Annotated in this window: 16 protein-coding genes; 7 read left to right on the forward strand and 9 right to left on the reverse strand. The window is 68.5% G+C overall.

Features of this window, described 5'->3' with window-relative positions:
- Nucleotides 1–60: 60 nt before the first annotated feature.
- The 7 genes from F8197_RS13240 (at nt 61) to F8197_RS13270 (ending at nt 9385) form a co-directional block, all read left to right on the forward strand.
- Nucleotides 61–516 (forward strand): glycine zipper domain-containing protein, encoded by a 456-nt coding sequence (locus tag F8197_RS13240; protein WP_152882249.1) that lies wholly within the window; start codon nt 61–63, stop codon nt 514–516.
- 92 nt (nt 517–608) lie between these two features.
- Nucleotides 609–1574 (forward strand): serine/threonine-protein kinase, encoded by a 966-nt coding sequence (locus tag F8197_RS13245; protein WP_193333428.1) that lies wholly within the window; start codon nt 609–611, stop codon nt 1572–1574.
- A 74-nt stretch (nt 1575–1648) separates the two neighbouring features.
- The gene (locus tag F8197_RS13250) at nt 1649–4054 is read left to right on the forward strand and encodes an FtsW/RodA/SpoVE family cell cycle protein (protein ID WP_227012232.1); all 2406 of its coding nucleotides are present in this window, start codon (nt 1649–1651) and stop codon (nt 4052–4054) included.
- Between the two features lie 2 nt (nt 4055–4056).
- Nucleotides 4057–5769: a hypothetical protein gene (locus tag F8197_RS13255; protein WP_152882250.1), complete on the forward strand. Its 1713-nt coding sequence runs from the start codon at nt 4057–4059 to the stop codon at nt 5767–5769.
- Nucleotides 5770–5780: 11 nt separating this feature from the next.
- The gene (locus tag F8197_RS13260) at nt 5781–6398 is read left to right on the forward strand and encodes an SH3 domain-containing protein (protein ID WP_152882251.1); all 618 of its coding nucleotides are present in this window, start codon (nt 5781–5783) and stop codon (nt 6396–6398) included.
- A 277-nt stretch (nt 6399–6675) separates the two neighbouring features.
- Nucleotides 6676–7677 carry a protein phosphatase gene (locus tag F8197_RS13265; RefSeq protein ID WP_152882252.1) on the forward strand — a complete coding sequence of 334 codons (1002 nt, stop codon included), beginning with the start codon at nt 6676–6678 and terminating at the stop codon, nt 7675–7677.
- A 196-nt stretch (nt 7678–7873) separates the two neighbouring features.
- Entirely contained in the window at nt 7874–9385 is a 1512-nt protein-coding gene (locus tag F8197_RS13270) for an FHA domain-containing protein (RefSeq protein ID WP_152882253.1), read from the forward strand.
- A 90-nt stretch (nt 9386–9475) separates the two neighbouring features.
- Here the strand turns inward: F8197_RS13270 and F8197_RS13275 are convergent, their stop codons facing one another.
- From F8197_RS13275 to F8197_RS28890, 9 genes are all read right to left on the reverse strand, one after another.
- Nucleotides 9476–10372: a pirin family protein gene (locus F8197_RS13275; protein WP_019922528.1), complete on the reverse strand. Its 897-nt coding sequence runs from the start codon at nt 10370–10372 to the stop codon at nt 9476–9478.
- A gap of 103 nt (nt 10373–10475) precedes the next feature.
- The gene (locus F8197_RS13280; protein WP_152882254.1) at nt 10476–10823 is read right to left on the reverse strand and encodes a zinc ribbon domain-containing protein YjdM; all 348 of its coding nucleotides are present in this window, start codon (nt 10821–10823) and stop codon (nt 10476–10478) included.
- A gap of 64 nt (nt 10824–10887) precedes the next feature.
- Nucleotides 10888–13272: an SUMF1/EgtB/PvdO family nonheme iron enzyme gene (locus F8197_RS13285; protein WP_152882255.1), complete on the reverse strand. Its 2385-nt coding sequence runs from the start codon at nt 13270–13272 to the stop codon at nt 10888–10890.
- Nucleotides 13273–13288: 16 nt separating this feature from the next.
- Nucleotides 13289–15577 carry an SPFH domain-containing protein gene (locus F8197_RS13290; RefSeq protein ID WP_152882256.1) on the reverse strand — a complete coding sequence of 763 codons (2289 nt, stop codon included), beginning with the start codon at nt 15575–15577 and terminating at the stop codon, nt 13289–13291.
- Nucleotides 15578–15672: 95 nt separating this feature from the next.
- The gene (locus F8197_RS13295) at nt 15673–16677 is read right to left on the reverse strand and encodes a hypothetical protein (protein ID WP_373996867.1); all 1005 of its coding nucleotides are present in this window, start codon (nt 16675–16677) and stop codon (nt 15673–15675) included.
- On the reverse strand, nt 16674–18059 hold the full coding sequence (locus F8197_RS13300) for a hypothetical protein (RefSeq protein WP_152882257.1): 1386 nt from the start codon (nt 18057–18059) through the stop codon (nt 16674–16676). The genes F8197_RS13295 and F8197_RS13300 overlap by 4 nt, the downstream gene beginning before the upstream one ends.
- 3 nt (nt 18060–18062) lie before the next feature.
- The gene (locus tag F8197_RS13305; protein ID WP_152882258.1) at nt 18063–18794 is read right to left on the reverse strand and encodes a hypothetical protein; all 732 of its coding nucleotides are present in this window, start codon (nt 18792–18794) and stop codon (nt 18063–18065) included.
- A complete protein-coding gene (locus F8197_RS13310; RefSeq protein WP_152882259.1) occupies nt 18791–20131 on the reverse strand; it encodes a hypothetical protein in 1341 nt (446 codons plus the stop codon). The genes F8197_RS13305 and F8197_RS13310 overlap by 4 nt, the downstream gene beginning before the upstream one ends.
- A 104-nt stretch (nt 20132–20235) precedes the next feature.
- Nucleotides 20236–23787, reverse strand: coding sequence for a penicillin-binding transpeptidase domain-containing protein (locus F8197_RS28890; RefSeq protein ID WP_227012233.1), 3552 nt, complete (start codon nt 23785–23787; stop codon nt 20236–20238).
- Between the last annotated feature and the right edge of the window lie 89 nt (nt 23788–23876).

The raw sequence follows: 23876 nt of genomic DNA on the forward strand, positions 1-23876 counted from the left end.
TTATAGTGACATCACCGGCAGACGTATCATTCCGATCCGCGCCGCAGCAAGGGGATTACCATGTTGATCAAAAAATTGATGGGCACCGCGTTACTGGCCGCAGCCGCAGTATCGTCGGCGGCTTACGCAGGCGACCGTGAGTTCAACACGGTTGCCGGTGCTGTGGTCGGCGCCGCGATCGGCAACAGCGCCGGCGGCCGTGACGGCGCCATCGTCGGCGGCCTGGTTGGCGCGGCGGTCGGCAACGGCCTCAGCTCCCGCGATCGCGATCGCTATCGTCGCGACGACCGCTACGTCGAAACCCGCGTTTATTCGCAGCCGGCACCGGTGTACTACGAACCGCCGCGCACCTATTACGCGCCGCCACCACGGTACTACTCGCCGCCACCACGCGTGGTCTATGTAGAACCACCGCGCCCGGTCTATCGCGAATACCGCGAAGTGCGCCGCGATTATTACTATGACCGTGGCGGCCGCGATTACCATCATGGCCGCCACGACGGCTACCGCCGTTAAATCCAGCTAGCCACGCCAGCCTCCCTGCCCCCGCCGTCATCGTCGGGGGCTTTTTTTCGTCTCCCTCCGCAAGGCGTAGCGAAGGGGGGATCATGACGACAGCAGACGCAATCATCGCGATGGAACGGGGGCATTACCGGCTGCGCGAGCAGATCGGCGGATCGGCCTACGGCCACGTATGGCGCGCCAGCGGCCCGCGTGGCGCCGACGACGTGGCGGTCAAACTGATCAACCAGCAGCAGATGGACCGTGCCCAGCCCGCGCAGCGCGAACGCTGGACCAGCAGCGCCGCCAACGAAATCGCCTTCCTGCAGTCGCTGGCGCCCTGGGATGGCCTCCACATCGTGCGCCTGCTCGACAGCGGCTGGCACCAGGGCTTGCCGGTGCTGGCGCTCGAACTGATGTCCACCGACCTGGGCAAGCACATGACGACGCTGCGCGACGCCGCCGATCAGCTGACGATCACGCGCGCGCTGGAATGGCTGGCGCAGATCAACCAGGCGTTGGCCAAGGTCCACCAGTACGGCTGGCGCTACCTCGACCTCAAACCGGCCAACGTGCTGGTGGACCGCCAGCGCAACACGGTAAAGCTGGCCGACTTCGGCACCAACCGCCTGCTGGGCGAAGCGCGCCAGCATTCGTACGCCGGCACCGCCAACTGGCAGGCGCCGGAACAGTTCTTCCCCACTGATAGAGCCTACACCAGCAGCGCCCGCAGCGACTATTTTTCGCTGGGCGCCATGTTCTATTTTCTGATCACGGGCGGCCAGGCGCTGCGCTTTTGCAGCGATTGCGGCCGCGCTTACCGTTCCCACCACACGGCCGGTGCCGACGTGCTGCGGCGCGCTCATGGCGGCGCCATCCCCGCCACGCTGCACGCCGACGAAGAAGCACGCTTCGCATCGCTGCTGCCGCATGCCGCGCGCGACCCGGCCGTGGCGCTGCTGCGCGTGCTGCTGCATGGAGATCCGGCCCAGCGACCGCGCCATGCCTTGCAAATCAGCCGCATGCTGGATGCTGTCGCGCAGGCGTGTGCGCTGACAGCGGTGGCGGCGTGATGGGGCGGCCATTACGGTCTGCGTCCTCGGCTGGGCTGCCACGGCGCGCGACCTGGCGGTCGGCGCTGACCTCCATGCTGTTGCAGCACCGTCTGCCTCACCCGTCGCGATCACGTCTGGCTTCGCCACCAGCGACTACCAGCATCGGCGCCCGGTTGCGCCACTTGGCTGCCAAGCACCTGGGCATGGCGGTCACCCTGGCCCTGCTGGCCGGCCTGTGCGCCTTGCAGGTGCTGGCCCTGCTGCGCGCGCCGGCGGCCTGGATGCCAGCGGCGATCCACGTCACGCCAGTTGCCGGCGAAACGGTGGTGCTGGGACTAAGGGAACTGGCCGCGCCGCACGCGGACCGTCAGCACCTGGCGTTGCGCCTGGATCCGCGCGACGGCTGGATGCTGCGCAACCTCTCCGCTGCACGCCAGGTGGTGGTGCTGCGCGGCGGCGACGAACAGCGCCTGGGCAGCAGCACACTGGCGCCAGGCGCCGTCTTCCAGGTCGATGGCGCGCGCTTCCAGGTGTCCGCCGCCGACACCGGCAGTGTGGAATTCACCCGCAACGGCAATCAATGGCGCTACGACGGCGCCACCCTGTACCGCGACGGTCGCGCCCTGCCCGATTGCCCGAATGCACGCATATCTAACCGCGCGCTGGCGCTATGGAACCGGCTTGCGCCAGCCGTGCTGACCATCTCCCGGCCGCTGGCCTTTGGCGGCAACCTGTATTGCGGCAACCGGCTCGGCGTGGAGCGGGTGGCGCCCGGCGGGGCACTGCTGGTGCGCAGCCATGGCCGCTTGCAGCTGACGCCCGGCAGTACCGATGGCGAACGCGCGGCCGTGCTGGTCGATGGCCTGGACCTGCGCCGACAGGAAGTGCCACTGACCGGCGCCACCGCGCTGATCGCCGGCCATACGCGCTTTCGGCTCGCTGCAGGTACGGCCGGCGCGGGCACCCTGACGCTGGTACCGGGCCGCCAGGTCGGCCTGCAAGCCGCCCCGGATTTAAAACTGCCCGCCGCCGTGACATGGGACTGGCAACCGCGCCAGCTATGGCGCAGTGATCTCGGCGCCAAGGCGTGGCTGGTGGTCGCGGCGGCCCTTGCCGGCATCGCTGGCGCCACCGTGGTGTCGCGCACCGGCGGCGCCGTGGCGGCATCGGCGCTGCTGCTGGTGGCGGGCGCGGGAACGCTGCTGGCCCAGCGCGCCGGCATGTCTCCCGGAGCAGCACTGCCGCTGCTGCTGGGCGCCTGGGCGCTGGGCTTGTGGCTGGTACTCCCCGGTCGTCTCACCCTGCTCACGGCAGCCGCCGTGGTGCTGCTGGCGGCCGGCCTGCTGGTGCAGCTGGAAATGGGGCTGGGCGCCCCGCAAACCACGTGGCTGCGCTATTACCAGAAAAGCGCGGCGCTGCTGGCGATCGGCTGCGGCGCCGGCGGCTTGCTGCGCCTGTGGTTCCGCCACGCCGCCTTGCACGGCCGGCGCCTCGACCAGTGCGCCATCGAATGGCTGCTGGCCGGCTTTGCCCTGGTGGCGCTGGCCGGCCTGGCCGCGCAAGTGCTATGGGGCGACGAAGGAGGCGTGTTCGACTTGCAGCCGGTGGAACTGGCCAAGCTGGCGCTGGCCGCGCTTACTGCACACTGCCTGGCGCTGCGCTTCGGCTGGCACAGCGACGCGCCGCATCCGGCCGACCACGGCGCGCGCTGGCTGCGGCTGGTCGCCCCGGCGCTGCTGTTCCTGGCGCTGCTCGGACTGGCGCTGGTGCAGGTGGACGACTTTTCGCCGCTGATCCTGCTGCTGGTGTGGTGCGTGTCCATGACCTTCTCTTACGCCCTGCTGGCGCGCCAGCGCCTGCTGGCAGCCGCGCTGCTGCTGGCGGCGCTGCTGGCGGTGGCGGTCATCGCCTGGCTGCGACTGGCAGGCAGCGAGGACCTGGTGCGCTGGGGCTTTTATGCCGACCGCTTCCTGGTATGGCTCGACCCGGCCGGCCATCCGCACACCGGCCAGCAATTGCTGCTGGGGGCGCGCGCCATCAGCGAGGGCGGCTGGCTCGGTGCGGACTGGTGGTTCGGCTTGCGCGACCTGGGCCAGAACGCGGGCGACGTGATGCGCATTCCGGCGGTGCAGGACGACTTTGCCGCCTCGTTCCTGATCAACCGCCACGGCCTGGCCGGCGCGCTGCTGCTGTGGTGCGTGCAGGCGGCGTTGCTGGGCGGGATGGCGCTGGCGGCACGCGCTGCCTGGCGCAGCGGCGCCGCCGCCCGCAATTTCCGCCAGGCGTGGGCCGCGCGTTTCCGCTACTTCGCCCTGTGCGGCGGCGGCGCTTTCGTGCTCGGCCACTTCCTGCTGTCGTGGGGCACCAACCTGGCGATCTTCCCCATCATGGGCCAGCCCATGAGCTTCCTGTCGGCCGGCGGCAGCCACTTGCTGTTTTTCCTCTGCCCCCTGCTAGCGTTCAGTGCCGCCGGCGCACCATCTTTAGAAGGAGAATGACCATGCCGATCTACGTCCAACACGAAGTCCTGGGCCGCATCCCCGACGTCTTCAATGCCGAAGCGATCTGGCAGGCGCCGGGCCTGGCGCTGTTCTCGCGCCGCCCGCTGCTGCGCGACCTGCTCGAACGCAGCCCGCGCGAACATCGCGGGCGCGCCGCTACCCGCTGCTTTTCGCACGTGACGCTGGTGCTGCCGCAGGAAGATGTCGACGACGACTACCACCTCACGCGCGGCGCCCGCGCCCGCGACCTGGCGCAGACGCTCGCCACCCTGCACCAGAAGGATTTTGGCGATTTGCTCGGCGGCGACCAGGTGCGCTACGACGTGGTGGGCGCCGAATCGCTGGCGCCGGGTGAAATCGAAGTGCGCTTCGGCCATGCCGTGTACCTGCCCGCGCCCGGCGAAAAAGTGCTGTACAACGTCAGCGTGTCGCGCGACAGCGCGATCTGGCACCCGGTGTGCCCGATCTATCCCCACCAGCGGCTGGCCCTGATCGGCGGACAAGCTGGCCAGGGCGCCGCCGACTGGCCATTCGGCCCGGACGGCGCCATCCTCGTCATCAACGACGGTCCCGATTCGGTGCCGGTGGTGGACATGCGTCCGCGCGGCGATTTCGACTGCCGCTACGATCCGCGCAGCGGCTACTACACCATCAAATCGCTGCGCGAAATCGACGGCGGCGGCCCGCGTTTGCTGCTGAAGATCGCCCGCAACGGCGAGCTGGCCGCAGCCAGGCCGGCCATGCCCGCAGTGATGCCCAGCTCCATGCCGGCCTCTAACGCCGAACCGGTGCCATTGCCAGTGCCCATGTCCATACAAATGCCGGCGCCAGTGCCAGCATCGGTACCCATGTCCATGCACACGCAGCTGCATTCGCCAATGCCGGCGCCAGCCAGCACGCTGGCACATGCAGCACCGGCCAGGACTGCGCGGCCGGCCGTCTGGCAAAGCCGCGCCGACGGCTTGCCGCTCGACCCCACCGCGATCCCGGTCAGTCACCGGCCAACGGCGCCGGCCACCCTGCCGGGAGAGAGCGACGCCACCTATGCGCCGCTGGCGCAGCAACGGGTGCAACTGGTGGCGCTGGCCCTGCCCCGCCTGAGCCGCTACCGCGACACTGGCGCCGAGGCGCTGGAGCTGCCATTCGACCGGTCGCTGATGCTGAACACCGGCGCGCACAGCGATACCGCCATCAGCTTCGTCATCGACGCCGCCGACCACCTGTACGCCGCAACAAAAGAGGGCCGGCAGCGCATTACCGCGCCGGCCACCTTCGCCCCGGTCGATGCGCGCACCATGCGCCTGCTGCCCGCCGCGCCGGCCATGGCCGACCGTTACCACGCGCTGCTTTGCCTGGCGCAGCCGGTGGGCGCGGCGGTGGCCAGCGGCGCGCGCTTCACGTTCGGACGCAGCGCGGCCATGCTGGCGGCACTGCGCGTGCTCGATTCGCCGCGTTTCATCCGCCGCGCCGACGGTGCGCCGGGCGCCGCCAGCGCCGACCGTATCGGCCTGTCGCGCAACGCCTTCAGTTTCGAAGCCACGGACCACGGCTACCGGATCGGCCGCCTGTCGGCCAGCCAGGCGCTGTACCACCTCGACGAACGGATGGCGTTCGTGGCGATGATCGACGCCGCCGGTCCGGAAAGCCTCTACCTGCTGCCGCACGGCCACCACCTGGTGGCCGGCCACTACGTGCTGCGCTTCGACGCCTGAGGGGAACCGCCATGCATACCGCCACGCTGTACACGGCCGGCGCCTTTGCGGCGGGCCTGGCGCTCACCTGGAGCCTGTGCGCGTGGCTCACGCCGCGCAGCTGGTGGCGCCGGCCGAATTTGCGCGCACTGGGCCTGTCCGCTGCCGGCGCGTGGGGCTTCGGCAGCCTGATTTTGGCGGCCTTGCCTGTGGTGGCTTTGCCCGTGATGGCGCTGCCTGCGACGCCGGTGTCCGAGCTGGCTTTGCCAATGGCTGCGTTACCAGTAGCGGCAGCGCCGGTGCCAGTGTTGCCGGTGGCCGCAGCATCAACGGCGCGGCAACGTTCAGCGTCCACCGCCACCACGTCGGGGATGGCGGCTGGCCCGGGCAGCGCCCGGCGCGGCGCCGAAACTGGCGTCAGGGAACCAGGCAGACCGTTCCAGGTGCACCGCGACCTCAACCTGCGCGCCAGCGCCGGCGTCGATGCGCCGCGCCTGCTCACGGTGCCGGCCGGCGCCACCGTGGTCGCCACCGGCCGACGCCACGGCGACTGGTGGCAGGTTACGGCCAGCGTCAACGGCCAGCAAAGCACGGGCTGGGCCAGCAGCCTGTGGCTGCGCCGCAGCGATGAAGCGGCGCGCCCGGAATGATGGCCGAAGACGTGGCCCGATGCGCCGGCGCACATTCCGGCAGTCACGCCGGAAGCGGAGCTGGAACCGGGACCAGCACCGGAACTGAAGCCGAAAACGGGGCCGTAAATGGTGCCGTAAATGGTGCCGTAATGGGGCCCGAAATGGGGCCGGAAATAAAGCCAAAACCGGAACACGGACCGGGGCCGGAGCCGTGACCTGTACCTCCGCCGCGACCGCGCCGGGATTTTCAGCTAAGCTGTGGTCTTTAGCATCCCGCGCCCCGGCGCCCGCCACGATGACCCGCATCACCGACCTGCTGGACTTCGGCCCCGGCCTCGATATCGCGGCGCGCAGCTGCGCCAGCATCTGCCCGTCGCAGGCGCAGGAGAACCAGGACAACCTGCTGCTGATCGACGCCACCGGCCGCGCCACTTTTCTGCGCGACCAGGCGCCGCACAGCGTGATGGTGGCCGGCTGGCCGCCCGGCCACGTGCGGGTGGCGGTCATGGACGGCATGGGCGGCCACGGTCATGGCCGCCAGGCCGCGGAGGCGGTGGCCGAGGGTCTGCTGCGCGTGCCGGCCTGCAGCACCCAGGCGCAGCTCGACCAGCGCCTTGACGCCCTGCACCGCGGGCTGCAACAGCGCTTCCGCCACCCCGGCGACAGCCTGCGCCGGCCCGGCACCACGCTCACGCTGCTGGAAATTGCGCCCGGCGGCGCGCCCCTGCTGTTCCATGCTGGCGACTCGCGCCTGTACGAAATCTCGGCCCTGGCCGCGCGTCCGCTGACGGTGGACCACGTACCGGCCACCTGCTTCGCCATGCATGGTTTGCTGGGCGAGCAGGAATGGTGGCAGCAGGTGCATGGCGAACACCGGCCGCAAATCTCTCAGGCCTACATTCTCGGCAACGCCTTCGGCAATCCGCAGGTGCTGGAAGACCCGCTGATGGCGCTCGACGCGCAGCGCCTGCCACCGTTCCTGCGCGACCTGGGCGACCGCCGGCAGCTGGACGTGCGCGAGGATGCGCTGTACCTGCTGGCCACCGACGGTTTCTGGTCGTGCGGCCGGCCACTCGAATGGACGGCGCGCTGGCCGGCGCTGATGGCGCGCTCAAGCCAGACGTCCGGCGCCGCGCTCGACGCGCTGTTTGGCGAGTACGCCGACCATCCCCCGCGCGATCTGCACATCGACAACGTCACCGCCATCGTGCTGCGCTTCCACGCGCCGGCCGTGCGCCCGCGCGAAAACATTGACGAAACGGCACTGCCGGTGGCATCAATCGGCGTGCATTCGTGACAACTGAACATGGTGCGGGCGCGTGATCTGTTGTAGCGCGTCCGCAGCGGGCGGCCGTCTGCAAAAATATGCGGATCAGATGCACCTTTGCATGGCAATACGCGGCGAAACCGCATAAACTGGCGGGTATCCCATCGGTTGATTTGTCATGAAAAAATGCAGTAATGCCCAGCACCCGCACTGCACTCATTGGGTCATGCCAGGAAATCAAGCTTGCGAAGGCGGCCACGCCCAAGCCGATTCCTCGAGCTACGCCCTGCTGAGCGCCATGCGCACAACGCGTTCCGGCTTGCCCGTAACGACGCTGGGTGACGCCCATGGGGTTTCTGCCTCTCCCGCTTCCACTTCGCCAGCCGGCTACGCCCGACCGCTACAACGCGCCCAGGCCGAACGCCCGCAACTGCACATCAGCGGCTTCGATCCGCGCGCTGCCGGTGGCCGCCAAACCCTGAAAATGGAATTGCGCGGCATGCCCGAGGCCAGCGCGCCGCAACTGGCCTTGCAGCTGCAATCCGAATTGATTCCCCACGGCGCCGCGCGCCAGCAGTTCGTGCGTGCCGTCGGCGGCGACTGGCGTCCCGTGTTCGTCGAGTTTTCGTCGCGCGACAAGGAGCATGGCCAGTACCAGATCAGCATCGAAGTACTGAGCCAGCACGCTGGTCAGGCGCCGCGCAAATGGGTGTGCACTTTCGTGATCCTGGTGCCGCGCCTGGACGCCACGCTCACCGAAATCCACCGCATCTTCCTCAGCACCCACAAGAACGTGCGCGTGATGGCCGACGACGCGTCGATCGCGCGCGTGAGCGCCAGCGGCGGCGACAGCCTCGATATCGACGTCACTGCCCGCAATGCCGGCATCGCCCACCTCGACCTGAACGCCCCGGCCGGCAAGGTGGACCTGGGCTTTTCCACCATCGCCTGGGACGAGGACCTGATCGAGATCGACATGCCGGCGGCCGGCGCGGTGCATCCGCACGCCAGCTGCGCGGCCTCGCTGGTCAATGCCGCACCCGAGGCAGGCGCCCAGCGCCAGATCCGTTTGTTCGCGGTCGAGGAATGCGTATTCGGTCGGTTCGAGCTGGTCGATCCCGAAGCGCACGCGCTGCTCACGCATTATTCGGCCGACGGCCAGGACACCAACGGCCTCACGCGCCGCCTGTCCGGCCGCCACGCAGTGATCCGCCGCGCGGGCGCCGGTTTTGAAATCGAAGACGTGTCGCGCTACGGCATCCTGCTCGATGGCGTGTGGCCCGGCAAGCACAAGCCCACCGCGCTGCGGCTGGGCATGCGCATCGAGCTGACCGCCAGCATCAAGGGCGTGGCGGTATTGCAGGTCACCGCCATCATGCCGCACGGCGTGATCCTGCACCGCATCGACCACGGCGCCAGCGCCGAGTGCTACTACGTGCTGGCGCCCGACACACATCCCGGTTTCCCGGTCAAGACCTTTGTCGCTGCGCCCCATGCGGCTGCGCTGCCCTTGCTGTTCCATGGCGCTGGCGGTTTCTGGCACCTCGATCAGCTGACCGGCAAGGAAACCGCGCTGGCGCCCACGGTGTCGCTGGAAAAACTGAGCCGCGTGCCACGCCACAGCCGCTTCGCCAGCGATGCGTATCCCGAACACTGGATCATCCGCACCGCTGGCGGCGATGTCAGCGACGGCTACAGCACCGGCTCAAACCGCGCCTACGACGCCCACACCGCCTAAAAAAAGCCTCCAGAGCTGCGTTGCCGCCACTCGCCGTACTATCGTACTGTCTTCGTGGCAGCGCCTTGCTCTGGAGGTTTTTTCGGCGCTCTACAGGTAGCTTGGCGCCGGTTTTTTGACCGGCAGCGGAATGAATTCCGTCTCGCCGGGCACCTTGGGAAAGCGCTGCGCTTCCCAGTCTTCTCCCGCCTGCACGATGCGCTCCTTGCTTGACGAAACGAAGTTCCACGACATGAAGCGGTGGCCGTCCAGCGGTTCGCCGCCGATCACCACGAAGTGGGCTTCGCCATCGTCCGTGGCTTTTACCCGCTGCTGCTCGGCCGTGGCCAGCAGCGCCATGTTGTGCAGTGCGAGCGGGGCGCCGTCGATTTCCACCGCGCCGCTGATCGGGTAAATCGCCGCTTCTTCCGGCAAGCCGTTCAGCGCCAGCACATGGCCGGCCTTGAGGACGATGTCGAGGTACAGCGTGCGGCTGTAGGTCCTGACCGGCGAGGTCTGGCCGAAGGCGCTGCCCACCAGCACCCGGATCACGGCGCCGTCGATGGCCAGTTGCGGAATATCGGCAGCGGGCGTGTGGCAAAAACCCGGTTCATCCTCTTCGTGCGCCACCGGCAGCGCGGCCCACAGTTGCAGGCCGTGCGTGCGGTGCGGGATGTCGATCAGGTCTTGCGGCGTGCGCTCGGAGTGGACGATGCCGCGCCCGGCGGTCATCCAGTTGACGGCGCCCGGCTCAATGCGCTGGAACGTGCCGAGGCTGTCGCGGTGGTCCATCGCGCCTTCGAACAGGTACGTGACGGTGGACAGACCGATGTGCGGATGCGGACGTACGTCGTGGTCGGCGTGGGCCGGCGCCTCGACCGGACCGAAATGGTCGAAGAAGATGAACGGCCCCACCGCCTGCTTGATGGCGGACGGCAGGTAGCGGCGCACCACGAAGCCGCCTCCCAGGTCCTTCTCGTGGCCCTTGAGCAGATTGGCGATGGTCATGACTGGTCTCCCTGGTGGTAGTGTGCGATATTGGTCGGAGCCGACAATGTACACCTTTCGGCTCCCGGTTGCCTCTCCTGAACGAGGCGCTAATATGGCAAAGTCACACCACCTTGCGCACGAATTCCGTTTTCAGGCTCATGGCGCCGAAGCCGTCGATCTTGCAATCGATATCGTGGTCGCTATCGACCAGGCGGATGTTCTTGACCTTGGTGCCCACCTTGACGGTGCCGCCACCGCCCTTGAGCTTGAGGTCCTTGATGACGGTGACGGTGTCGCCGTCGGCCAGTACATTGCCCACCGAGTCGCGGTACACGCGCGGACCATCTTCAGCAGCAGCGGTGCCGGCGGTGGCGCTCCACTCGTGCGCGCACTCCGGGCACACCAGTTGCGCGCCATCTTCGTACGTGTATTCGGAGTTACATTTGGGGCATGGTGGCAGAGCGCTCATGGTTGTGATCCTGATGTTGGTAGAAGAGAGGCGGCAGTATACACCCCGCATCTCGCCATACCAACTACACCAGCTTGCGGGCCACCCGGAAGCCGACAATGTCGTTGGCCAGCAGGGCCGAGTAGCCGTTGCGCACCGCCGCGCGCAGGTAGCGCGGGTTGTACAGCCACGAACCGCCGCGCAGGATGCGGCGCGCCTGGTCGCCGCCAGCTTCCCACGCGCTGCCGTCGGCCGGCGCGCCGTCGTAGGTGTCGTGCACCACGTCCTGGGTCCACTCCCACACGTTGCCGTGCATGTCGAACAGGCCCCAGGGATTGGGCTGGAATGCATCCACCCTGCTGGTCCCCTGGCGGAACTCTCCGCGCGGCCCGCCGTTGTAGACGTAATTGCCGTCGTAGTTGGCCTGGTCGGTGCCGATGGTGTCGCCGAAGCTGAACGCCGTTTTGGTGCCGGCCCGGCACGCGTACTCCCATTCAGCCTCGCTGGGCAGGCGGTACGTCTGGCCGGTCTGCTCCGACAGCCAGCGCAGGTAACGCTGCACGTCGTGCCAGCTCACGCCCACCACCGGATGCTCGTCGTCCTGGGCAAAGCCGGGCGCGCGCCAGTCGACGTCCGACTGCGACTCCCATTCCGTGGCGCGCACGAACTGGCGCCACTGGCTGACCGTGACCGGGTACCGGCCCATCGCGAACGAATATTCGATGCCCACCCAGTGCTGCGGCCCTTCGCGCTGCAACCATTTTTTCTCGGCGCCGGCCTTCACCGCCGCCGCCTGCTCCACCTCGTGCGATCCCATCTGGAAGCGGCCGGTGGGAATCAGCACCAGGTCGGGACCGGCGCCGGCGCCGTCTATAAAGCGGTCGCGCAGCACACCGCTGGCGTCGGCCACCGGGCTGGCCGGGCTGGGGATCAGGGCCGCCAGTTCCGCCGCATGGCGCTCGGCCTGCTGCTTGCGGTGGCGATCCTGTTCGGCGCGATATGCCGCTTCCGCTTTCAGTTGCGCGGCCTTGCGCTGCTTTTCCTCTTGTTCCTCGCGCGCCTGTTTGGCGTCGGCGTCGCGCCGCGCGGCCAGTTGCTCGCGCAGCACCTGCTTGCGGGCCAGCGCCGCTGCTTCCGCCTCGGCGCGCTGCTTCGCCTCCAGCGCGCGGCGCTGCTGGTCGAGCCGCACTTTTTCGAGGGCGGCCGCCTTGGCCTGCGCCTCGCGCCGCGCCGCCAGTTCGGCGGCTTTTGCCACGCGCTCGCGTTCGGCCGCGCGCGCCTGCTCGGCCTGGGCCGCTGCCTGTGTGGCGGCGTCCTGCTGGCGTTGCGCCGCCTGTTCGCGTTCGCGTTGCAGTTGCTGCTGTTGTTCCTGCTGTTCGCGCTGGCGCTGCCGTTGCTCCTCCCGTTGTCGCTCTTCGAGTTCCTTCTCGCGCTGCGCCGCCTGTTCGGCTTCGGACGGCCCGGCTGCGCCACGCAGGTCGGCCAGCAACTCGTTGACGGACGCCGGACGACGCTCGGCCACGATCGCAAACCCCTGTTGCAGCACCTGCCACTGGCGCTCGTTCAAACCTTGCGGCACCGATGGCTGGAAGTCGGCAGGCCGCAGGTCGTCGAACGGCACCCGGCCTTCGAGCAACTGGTAAATCATCACCGCCACCGCATAGACGTCGAGCCGTGGCGACGGCTGCCGCTGATGCACCCCGGCTTCCGGTGCGCGGTAGCCCACCGTACCGGCGTTGGGCGTTTGCAGTCCCAGGCTGCTGCCGGCATTGCGCGCGCGCGAGGCGATGCCAAAATCGAGCAGCTTGACTTCCCCCTTATGGGTAAGGAACACGTTGCCCGGTTTGAGGTCGCGGTGTACCAGCTTGTGCTTGTCCCAGGCGTAGGCCAGCGCATCGCCGACCGGCGAGAGCAGCCGGAACACGGCGTCCAGATCGAGCGATCCTTGCTGCGCCAGGCAGGCATCGAGGTCCTGACCCTCCAGGTATTCCATGATGATGAAGTAGCTGGACGTGGCAGGGTCTTGCGCCCACTCGTACACGCGCACGATGTTTTCGTGCGCCAGCCGGCGCGCCTGGGTGGCTTCCTCGATCAGCAGCTTGGCGTGGGTGGCGCTTTGCGTGAGTTGCGGCGGCAGGATTTTGAGGGCCACGGTTTCGCTGTGGCCCAGCTCCGCGTGGGTGGCCAGGTCGGTGGCCTGCCACACCTGCCCCATGCCGCCCATGCCGATCAGCCGTTCGAGCCGGTAGCGGCGGTGCTGCGGGCCGATTTCCTGGCCTGTCATCAGGCCCAGTTCCGTACCCTGGCGCGGCGCGTGAGTGGGTATGGCCGACGCGGCGGCGCCTCCCGGGGGCGCATACTCCGCATCCAGGATGGCGTTCTTGCGACGGTCGAACTCCTGCAGGCTCAATAAGCCGTCTTCGTGCAGGGCCCGCAGTTCACGGATCTTGTCTCTTGCTGTTTGCATCATCAGAGTGTAACCAACCCTACGCCAGCCCAGCGCCGCATTGCGGGCAGAACCGGTCTTCCGGATGGCCGGCGCGCTGGGCGTGGCCGTTCGGGCAGCGCCGTGCCGGGGGCAGCCCCGCTTCGGCCCAGGCGCCGTGGGCATTGCCCGTAATGCCGCCGGCCACGCCGATGCCGAGCTGGCTCTGGGTGGTCAGCGCACTGGCGCTGGCCGCGTTCTGCACATTGAGCAGGTCGAGCTGGTGGCGCCGGTCCTTGTCGAGTTCCGTGTCGCGGTGGGCGCGTTCCTCGACCACGCGTTCGTAGGCCAGGCGCGCCGCTTCCACCGGCGAAACGCCCTGCTCGGCCGCCACCACCTGCGCCAGAGACTGGATCTGTTCCGGTGTCATGCCGCCCTGGATCTGCATGCGCATGATCTGGGCAACAGCCTGCGCGTTCGATTCGTTGGCAGTAGCCACCATGCCGATATCGCTCAGGCGCCCGATGGCCTCGATGCGGCTGATTTCGTGGCTTTGCTGCGACAGCAGCACGTCGTAATCGCCCTTCCAGCGCGCGAATTTTTCCTCGCGCTCGTGTTCCAGTTTTTTCAGTTCGTGCTGCCACTCGGCCTCGCGCTCGCGCTGGCGCAGGATCTGGCGCTGCTCGTCGAGGGCGAGTTGATCGAGCGCGGCCTGCTTGCCCAGCGACTGGTTCTGGCGCGCATGGATGCCGTCCGCCTCGATGGTGCGCAGCAGCTTTTCGTACTGGGCAATGGCGTCGGCCTGCTCGCCGGTGCGGCGCAGATCTTCGATCTTCTGGCTGATCTCGGCCACTTCCACCGCGTTGGCGGCGTCCTTGACCGCATCGCCGCGCAGCAGTTCGCGCTGGCGAGCCAGCGCCAGCTGGTCCTCCCATTCCTGTACCCGCTCCGCCTCGCGGCGACGCGCAGCCACCGCCACCGTCATGCCCTGGATGCGGGCGTTGTGGGCCTCGGACTCCAGTTGCAGTTCGCGCGCCTTTTCATCCTTTTCGCGCTGGCGCAGCGCGGCCAGTTCGTTCCTGCGGTGCGATTCGTCCTCGATTTGCAGGGCCTGGGCAATCTGGTTTTCAATAGCTTGCTGGCGCAACTGGTGGCCAAGGCGCTGCTGCGCCAACTGGCGCTGCTCGGCGGCGCTTTGCTGCAGCACTTCGAGTTCGGTGCGCATCTTGATCTGGGCCAGGTGGCGCACGTGCTCCCAGTCGGCCTGTTCGCCGGCGCGTCCGGATTTTTTTTGCGCCAGTTCGTGTTCGAGGTCAGCCAGCACGGTACCGGCGCCCTTGTCGATGGCCACCTTGCGGGTTTTGGCTTCCATCACCTGGCTGTACAGCTCCACCTCGCGCGCGCGCAGCGCCTGTACCCGTTCGCTCTCCTTGAGCGTGAGTTCGGCCTTGCCGACGCTGGCGTCCTGGCGCAGTTCGGCGCGGCGGAAGTCGGAGCGCATTTTTTGTTCTTCGCGCCAGATCGCCTGCCATTCTTCCTCGTCGTATATCTGGTCGAGCTGCTTGACGTGTTCGAGTTGCACGTGGCGCTCGTCCGCCACCAGCCATAACGTGCCGATGCGGGCGCGGTTATGGTCGAATTTATCGTGGCGCAGCGCAGCCGTCTCCACCCGTTCAACCGCCAGGCCGTACGAGGCCAGGCGCTGTTTCAGGGCGCTCTGCAAGCGTTCGTCCAGCTGCGCGCGCAGGTCGGCGTTGCCAGCCATGTCGCGCATCGAGCGGCTGCCGACGAATTCCGCCGCCAGCTGGCGCACCGATGGCGAGAGCAGCTCCTGCAGGTGAACGGTGCTGACCACGCCGGGCACGGTCATGAAGTGGCGGGCAAACGCGGCCACGTTTTCGATCTTGATGGCGACCGTAAAGCGCGCCGACACCTTCAGGTGCTCGGCCGTGTGCAGGTCGTCGAACGAGAACTCGACCGGCAGCGCGGCGCTGCGGGTGATCAGGATTTCAGCGTTTTGATTGCGCAGCAAGTGGTTCAACCGGGTAAAAAAGCCTTCGATTTCGTATTCGCCCTGCGGCACTTCGGTGGCCTTGTCCGCTTGCAGGATGTAGGCGCGGGTGGTGGCAGGCACGCGCAGGGTCTTGGTAAAGATGCCGGTCAAGGCGCTTACGCCAAAGTACACGGCCAGCTCGTCGTCGCCAGGCACCCAGCGGTTGTCGCGCAGGACCGGTTCGCTGCGGGGCGCGCCCAGGGTGAGGCCGCAATGCTTGCAGTAGCCCGACTGGTCGTCGCTCTTGTGCGCGCAGCGCGGGCATTTGACGCCGCCAAAACCAAACATTTGGAACATGTCAGACTCCTTCTTCGATTCATCTCGCGCGCCGCCTGCCGGCTGTCAGTGGACGATTTTAGCAGGGCGGCGCGATTCATTCAGCGCACTTCGATTCAAATTAAGCCGATGCGGTCGATGCAGGCCATGGATGCGCCCCTTTCCCGCAAACGGGCAGCAAACCCGGGCGGAAGCGACGCTTCCCAGTCGGCCGGCAGCAGCACCCGATCGCCCGGGGCCGCCATGGTCGAGATCAGGGCCAACTTTGGCTCGCGGCCCTCCACCGATTCCACCATGCCCGCATGCCACGCCCGCGAGGTACCGGTAGCGATCAGGCGCCCGCGCGGCACGAACTCGCGCCCGCGCGCCAGCCGGTCGGCCATCACCAGCGCCAGCTGGTACGAGCCGCCCTGGAAGCGCGGCTGGCCGAAACGCACCACCGTGCGCCAGCGCCCCAGGCCGTGGCCGTCGAAGTGGCGGGCGCCGGCCAGGGCCTGGCGCACGTCCTGCTGTGCGGCCAGGTCCAGCTCGGGCGCGGTAATCGTCTCTTCTTCGCCAGTGTCATCATGGACACCAACTTCGATGGCGAACACGCTCACCTCCACCCACGCCAGCGCATCGTTGATGCCACCGCTGTGCAGCGGAAACCAGGCGCGCACGCTGGAGACGGCCGACGCCAGGTCGGCGTGGCCGTCCAGCGCACCCAGGTGGCCGATGGACACGCCATCCACGGTCGCCTCGCTCGCCTGGCCCAGGTGCCAGCGGTCGGACCAGCCCTGCGCCATCGGCGGTGCGCCGACCGGGATCGGGCGCAGGCCGCGCACCATGCGGTCGGCCAGCACGGCAGCCAGTTCCCATTCGCGCTGCCCTGGATCGGGTGCGACATCCATGCTCAGCACTACCTGGTCGCGGCTGTCCAGGCGTGCCTCGGTATGGCGCGCCAGCCGCACCACTTGCTGCATTTGTGCGGCAATCGCCGGTGCGCCGGGCACCGTGCATTTGACGTCGGCGCGGTTGGCGCGCGGGCGGCGGCTGGCGGTGATCGTCAGCAAGCGGCCGTCGGCCAGCAGGCAGGTGCAGGCAGCATTCAACGGCGTGGCGGTCATGGAGAGCGTGGTCACAGTGCGGGCTCCTGGCGGGGGACGTATGGGGCGCGGCGCAGCGCCAGGCCGGTTTCGAGGTTGGCGCAGATGCGGTCCGCGTCATCGAGCAGCGCGGTCCATTCCTCGCTGCCGGCCAGGTGCAGGCGCGCCAGCAGCGACCAGGCTTCGTCCAGCGCGGCCACGGCGATGGTCGTTGCCGCAGTCCGGCGCGCCTGGTCGGCAGCGCCCAGCGGCTGGTCGGGCGCTGCCCAGGCCAGCGACGGCATGGTGTCCACGTTCAGGGTTGCCATATCGAGGCGCAGCAGCAGCGACTGGTGCGCCTGGAAGATCGCCGCCCCCTGGGGCAGCACCAGCAAGCGCAGGTGGCGGCTGAGTACCGGCAGCTCCACGAACAGGCGGCGCAGGCCGGCATTGTCTTGGAGTGCATGGGTCTCCGGTCGAGTTGGCGGCGTCAGCTGCTGCGTCTGGGGCTGTGGCTCAAGCTGGGACGGTATCTGCGTAGGTTGCTGGGGCGGCGGCGGCATTGAGTGTAATGCAGGCTGCGTTGCGGTCTGCGATGCAGCACCTGCGGTGGCCGACAATGCAGCGGGCGTTGTTGACTGCGCGGTCGGCTGCGTGGCCGACTTCGAGAGCGGCTGTGATCCGGACTGTGAAGTGGCCCGCGAATCGGACTGCGACACGGCAGGTGTCAGCGGCTGCAATGTGGGTTCCGTCGGCTGCGCGTCGGGTGCCTCGGCCTGCGGCAGGGCCGACATGGTATGCAGCGCAAGAGCGGCTTGCATGGCGTCGTCGGCCGCCACGCTGGCTGCCAAGGCCCGCGCCCGCAACACGTCGGCGAAATCGACTTGTCCGCCCAAATCTACCGGCACGCAGTCATCCACGGTCAATCCGTAGCGTGTGTACAGCAGTTGATTGAAGCCGGAACGGAACGCGTGCCATTCCTCCAGCGTGGTGCACGGCGGCAGGTCGAGCGCGCCTTGCGCAAGTTCACTCTGCAAGGCCGATTGCAGCGCCGCGCCCAGATCGACCAGCGACAGCTGCCCGCCCTGCTCATGGTGCTCTGCATACAGAAACAGGTCGAAGCGCTGTTGCTCCGCGTGTGGATTGGGCGCATCGACCAGCAGGCGTACGCGCAGCCCCCACTCGGGTGCGGCGGCAAACGGCGCCAGGTCCACCGTATAGGGGCCGGGGTGAAAGCAGAACACGGTATCGCCGGGCGAAGACGCCACCTTGCCGGGCGCCAGCCGGCGCGCCTGGCCGGAGGAGGAAAAAACCACCAGCACCGTGCCCGGAGGCGCCACGTCGCCAACGTCCAGCCGCAGCGCCACCAGGCCGGCACCCAGGTTGGCGATGGCGGCAGTATTGGCGGACAGCTTGCCGCGCAGCGAAAACCAGCCCATGAGCTACAACGCCGCCGGTGGCGCCGGCTGTACTGTGAAGTTGGCGCCGTGCAGCTGGAAATGCGGCGCCGGGGCGGTGGCGAACGGCCAGGCGCACTCGCATTCGCCGTCGGCGTCGAGTCGGCCTTGCAGCACGGTCGCGCCGCTGCCGTCGATCACGCGCAGCAGCGGTTGTTCGCCAAGCAGGCGCGCGGCGAACGGCGCCTGTGCCGACAGCGCCAGGATCACCTGCCAGCCGCCATCCTGCGCCACGAAATGCAGGGTCCAGCAATTGTCGTCGGTGACCAAGGAGGCCAGTGCATCAGCCGCAGTGGATGCCGCGCGCAGCATGCCGGCGCTGCCGGACCAGTCGGCATCGTTGGCGGCGACAGGGGCTGTCGATTTGCTGGTCGCATTGGCGCTGGCGGCTTTGGTTGTCGCGGAGGTGCTGGTGTTCCCGCCAAGGGCGTTCGAGTTGGCGTGATCGCTCGACTTGGCGCTTGCTGACCAACCTGCCGCTCTGCCTTGCAGCGACAACTGGCGAAACCGCCGCAGCGTGAGCGGCGAGGCGGCCAGCGCCGTGCGCTCGTTGGGCGTGAGCAGGCGGGTGCCGGCCAGCGCTGCCAGCAGCGTGGCGTCGGCCAGCACTAGGCGGTCGCGCGCCGGGCTGCTTGCCGGCGTTAGCAGCGCGCGCTCCTGCAGGCGCAGCGCCAGCGCTTCCTGATCATCATGTGAGGTCAACTCGTTCTCCTTCATTGCGTCGGCGTGGCGTTCAATACACTGGCTGCGCGCAGCTTGTCGATGGCCTGGTCGCGGCGCTTGCGCAGGGTGGGCATGGAAATGCCGTCGAGCGCCGCCAATTGCGCCAGCGTGGGCAGTTCGCCCGTCGCCGGATCGCACCAGGCGTCCGGGTACGTGTCGTCGGTGGCGCCCAGCAGTTTCTGGTACACGGCCAGCCGGATCGGCAGCGATTCCTCGCTCAGTATCCGCAGCAACCGGCTGCCCGCCGCCTGCGCGCCGCGCGCCAGTTCCATGTAGCGGGGGGGCAGGGAAAGGCCGGTGGCCAGTTGCTGTTCGGCGGCCTGCTGCACCGGATCGGGCGGCATGGGTTCCGGGGTGTCGTCGTGCCGATCCCCGGCGTCGTTCAGTTCTTCTTCGTCCGATTGGGGAGGTGCAGGCACAAGGCGGTCCTCGTCGAACACCCCGCCCCCGGCTTCATGCGCGGCCGAGTCGCCCATCACGCGCCAGTAGTCCTCCAGCCAGGCTGCGGCCTCGCCGGCTGCGCCCTGCCAGCCTTCGGCGTGGTCCAGATTGGACGACAGCTCCTCGTAGTCGCCGATCTCCAGCAGCATCGCGCCGATCTTGTCCGGGCTGTTTTTCAGGCTGGCGAAGCGCTTCGAGCGGGTGTGCAGCGGCCCCGGGGCGCCGCCGTATTCCTCCAGCGACGCGCTCCAGTTGACAATCCATTCGGGCTTGCAGCCGGCGATGGACTTCATTTGCCGCGCTTCGATCGGCATCGCGTCGAGCGCGCGGCCCAGGATGGCGCCGACCTGGGCGCGATGATCATGCCAGTCAGCGAACAGGCGGGCAATGTCGCGGTAGGCCGTGTCCAGCATGCGGTAAGTATAGATTTTGTTGGGCGAGCAGTCGCGTCCCGTGGCAACGATGTAGTTGTCGGCGTCCACCCGGTCGCGCAGGCCGGCATACATATCGTTGACTTTCTTGCGCAGCACGCCTTCGGCGGCGGGGTCGCACCAGAAGTCGCCGCTGCGGCCATGCTCGGCGACCAGCGTGGCGACAAACGCGTCCCAGAACGCCGGGTATGCCTGCAATTCGAAAGCCAGTGCCAGGGCCAGTTCGGCCACGGTCTCGCCGTAGCTGTTGCCATCCATCTCGCCGCGCGCGGAGCGGGCCTGCGCGCGCAGGTCCGCCGCCAGCGCCCCGGTGTAAGCATCGAGCAAAACGCCGTGCTGCGCCGGGTCGAGCACCAGCGCCAGGTCGAGCCGGCGGAACGCCTGCAGGGAGCACAGCCCAAGCAGCTTGCGCACTTGTTCCCAGCCGTGCTCCTGGTACCGGGTTCCTGGCAAACGCATACAGTCCTGTCGTGGATAATCAATCGAAAAGCGCAGCCGGATTGACACCCGCGCGCCCGATCATCATGCCACAGCCAGGTCGCGCCATTATCGCGTTTACAAGGCTATTTTCCCCTCTGTTCGGCGTTCTGCCCCGCCAGGGTAGCCAGCACGGCCGCCACCACCGGCGCCGCATGGCCGCCGCCGGTGCTGTCCGAGTGGCTCACAAAAGCCGCAAACGCCAGCCGGTGGGCCTGTCCAGGCAAAGTGCCCGGTTCCAGCCAGCCGGTGAACCACACGGTGGCAGTGTCATCGCCGGTGGGTGCCGTGCCGGTCTTGCCATACAGGCCGGGGCGCACGGCGGCCAGCGCGGGGCCGCCGAATGCCCCGGCGCCGGTGCCCGCATCGACCACGCCCTTCATGCCGGCGCGGATGCGGTCGAGCCGTACGCCGGTGGACGTCATGGCAGGAACCTTACCGTGATGGCCGTCGAGATCGAGCAGCAGCCGGGGCACGACCAGCCGGCCCTGCCCCACCGCCGCCGAGGCCAGCGCCATGTGCAGCGGCGTGACCTGCATGCGCAGGCCGATCGCCATCTGGCGCAGTTCGTGGCGGGTGTGGATGGTGTCAATATGGGCCGGCGTGGCTTGCAGGGCATCCCAGGTGCGCCAGTCGAAGTCCGATGGCAGCAGGCCGCCATCGAGTCGCACCGGTTGCTCGAAGCCGAGCCGGTGCGCCGCCGCGACGATGGGCCGTACGGTGTCGAGCGCGTCGGCGTCGAGCGCCTGCACGCCGGGCGCGCCGCCGTCGGGCCGGCCGAACAGGCTGCGGTCGCTCAACTCGCCGGTCCAGGCGAACCAGGTATTGAGGCTGTAGGTCAGCGCCTGCGCCAGTCCCAGCCGGCCGTCCTGCGCGCGCCGGTCCAGGCCCTGCTCGCGGTAGTTGGTGATGCGCGCTTGCCGGGGTTCCTGCGGATACGTGGGCGCGCCGGTCTGAAAGCCGAAGCCGCGCTGGCGCGCCAGTGCATTGATGGTTGGCAGCGGCAGGCCGGCCAGCAGCGCATCGAGCTGGCGATCCTTTTGCGCTGCCATTTCCAGCCCCAGCGCGCTGATCACCTTGAACGTGGAACCGGGACTCTGGTGGGCGCCGCCGTCGTGCTGCAAGGCTGGCAAACGCAGGGCGCTGCGGGCGGGATTGGTGCGGTCGTGGTCGCGCGCTTCGGTCCAGTTGGCGGCATTGACCTCGCCGCCGCCGGCGCCGGCCGCTGCCAGCACGTCGCCGGTTTCGGTGTCGAGGATAACCAGGCCGGCGCGCCGCGCTTGCGGTGTAGGCTGTGCCACCGGCCCGCCCGCGCAGCCGGCGCCGGTCCAGCGGCCCTGGCGCATGCCCACGCATTCGAGGATGTGCTGGCTCAGCGCCTGCAACGGCAGGTCGAGCGTCAGCGTGGCTGCGACGGGCGCCCCGGCCGTCGGCAACCGGGCCAGCATGCCGGCCACGCTGCTGGCGTGTTCCGGGCCAAGCCCGAGCAACGGCGCCAGGCCGGCGGCGCTGGCAGCTTCGGTGGGCGCGCCATCGTTCCACAGGGGCTCGCCGTGGCGGTCCGCCAGCCGCACCGGCGACGGTGCCGCGACCGGCGCCGACGTACCGCCGGCCAAAGGCTGCCATACCAGCTTGTCGCCGGCCAGGCGCAGGTGACGATACTGCTCGTCGTCCGGTGCGCTGAAGGCCAGCGGCCGCACGTTGACCGTCACCTCGCGCACGCCGGCGTGCAAGGTCAGCGACACTTCCTGTACATCATCGGGTCCAGTGCAGGCGCGTCCGGTGCAGGCGGGAACAGCGCGCATGGCAGCGCCGCTGCCACCGACCACCGTGCCCGCTACTAGCAGGCGCAACACCTCGCCGCCAGCCGCCGCTTGCGGCAAGTTCGCGGCCAGCCGAACCAGCGGCGCCTGCTTGTCGTTGCTACCTCCTTTACCGTTACCGTTGCGGTTGCTGTCGCTGTCGCTGCCTATGCCATCGCCGCCAGCCTGAACATCGTTGCCGACATTGCCAACCCTGCCGATGTCGCCGCTACTGCCGTTGATGCCGTTGATGCCGTTGATACCGACGTGACCCTCATTGCCGAAGCTGGCGACGTTGCCCGCATTGCCTTCTTTGCCGTTGCCGTTGCCGTTGCCGCTACCGTTGCGGTTACCGTTGCCATTGCCGCCAGCACTACCTTCGCCAGCAGCCGGCCAGCGTGCCACCCGCGTCCACGGCTGCCAACCTTGCGGCAAGGTAGCGAACAGGCGCGCAGCTGCCACCGGCATGCGCGTGGTGGTCGCGACCATCACCGGGCCGCTGTCGCCGCTGCTGCCACCCCGCCCGCCACTATCCACACTGGCGCGCCACTCCAGCGCCGCAGAGGAATCGCCACGCAGACGCCATGCCAGCAAGCGCCGTTCGCCGTTGAAGATATCGACCTGCTGCCGCACATAGGCGCCGTCGGCCTGGTAGTACAAGCGCTTGAACAGTTTATCGGTAGTGGCTCCGGGCGGGATATGGCCCCAGTCGTCCGGCTGCGCCACGCGATCTGCGGGCCTGGCGGCCAGCCATTGCGGCAAGTCGCGTGGCGCCAATTCGATCACGCCGGCGGCAGTCAGCCGCAGCAGACCGGCTGCTTGCAGGGAGCCAAACAGGGCCTGGTCTTCCAGTACCGGCGCAGCGCCGGCGGGTACCCGGTAACTGCCGGGAGCGAGACGCGTGCGCACCGCAGCGCCGCGCGCGGGAAAAGCCACTACCAGCGCAGTGGCCGCATCGACAGCCGCAGGCGCGGCGCGCCGGTACAATTGCACCAGCAGTTCTCCTGCGCGCGGACACAGCACATTGGCGCGCCGCTCGAGCCGCAGCGCCGAGGCTGCGCCCCACAGCAACCAGCCCTGCCGGCGCAACGCGACCTGGCCGGACGCGCCCTGCTCCACCTGGCCCAGGCTGGCGTCGCCGATCCAGCGCGCCTGGCCCTGGCGGCTGCGCCACGAAAGGTTCAACGGTTCGGCCAGCGGATCGGCGAAATCGGCGCGGGCATTGCCTTCGATACGCACTTGCGGCATGGCGTCGAGGCCGGCGCCGCTGTCGGATACCAGCAGCACATTGCGCAGCGCCGCAGGCGTGCCCGACGCCAGATTGTCGGCCACCTGGCGCTCGACATCGGCAAACCGTTCACCCAGGCGCAGCGGCAGCAGGCGCGCATCGCCAGGATGAGCGGGACTGCGTAATTGGCTGCACAAATCCACCCGCACCACCGGCGCCGCCTCCATGCCGGCCAATACCAGCAGCGCGCCGTCGGCATGCAGGCTGGTGGTGGCGCCAGAGCTGTCCGGCACGGTGAATACGGCGCCGGGCAAGGCGGTGCGCAGGGTATCGACCGGCTGCGTCGAGCGTGCCGGAGCGGCAGCGCCCAGGTGGCGCGCGTGGCCAACGATCAGCGCGCCGCCGGCTAACGCCAGCAACACGGCCAACGTGGTCCACAGCCACGCGGAGCGGCTTGATGGCAGCGCCACGGCGGCAGCGCGGGTAGCCACCAGCGCAAGTTGCGGCCGCGCGCGCAGCCGATCGCCGGTGCGCAGGTTGGCCTGGCGGCGACGCGCGCGGCGGCGCTCGGTCAACGCCTGCAAAAACTGGCTGAATAATCGTGGCATCCGGCTCTCGGGTTCAATGGGTGACAGCGCGGTTTAGCAGGGGGAAGACGAAAAGTGGCGTGTCGCTTACAATTCCGCCCTGACTTTGT

It is taken from the genome of Duganella sp. FT27W, assembly GCF_009295655.1.
Taxonomy (GTDB): domain Bacteria; phylum Pseudomonadota; class Gammaproteobacteria; order Burkholderiales; family Burkholderiaceae_D; genus Rugamonas; species Rugamonas zoogloeoides.